The 332-nt window shown below is 31.6% G+C and carries 1 protein-coding gene; it reads right to left on the bottom strand.

Going from position 1 to position 332, the window contains the following annotated elements:
* Window positions 1-63: 63 nt before the first annotated feature.
* A partial coding sequence (locus V7083_RS20310) for a hypothetical protein (RefSeq protein WP_335481336.1) occupies window positions 64-332 on the bottom strand: 269 nt, incomplete at its 5' end.

The following is a 332-nucleotide window of genomic DNA, read 5'->3' as shown; positions in this document are numbered from 1 at the left end:
CCGTTAGTTCAACAAGAAGCCTCTAATATCCTCTAACAGATTGAATAATACCGACACTAGCTTTTATTTCTGCCTCAATTCGAGGCTAATGTAGATTTCTTTCGGATTTACATCTCCATCCTCCCACACCTCATCGTGAAAAACATAACCTATGTTTCTTGTGTTTAAATCGATTACAATGGAGTCTCCATTAAGTCCAGAACCAATAATAAAAAAACCATTATCAATACAACGTTTGTATTCTTCGTAAAGATTGTTTTCGGGTATTTCATTTACAATATTAAAATAAACCTGCTTAAATTTTATGTTTTCTCTAAAAGAATATTCTTTTA

The organism is Bacillus sp. JJ1764, assembly GCF_036962145.1.
Classification (GTDB): domain Bacteria; phylum Bacillota; class Bacilli; order Bacillales; family Cytobacillaceae; genus Neobacillus.
Note: the sequence above shows the minus strand (reverse complement) of the source record. Positions and strands in the feature narration are given on the sequence as shown.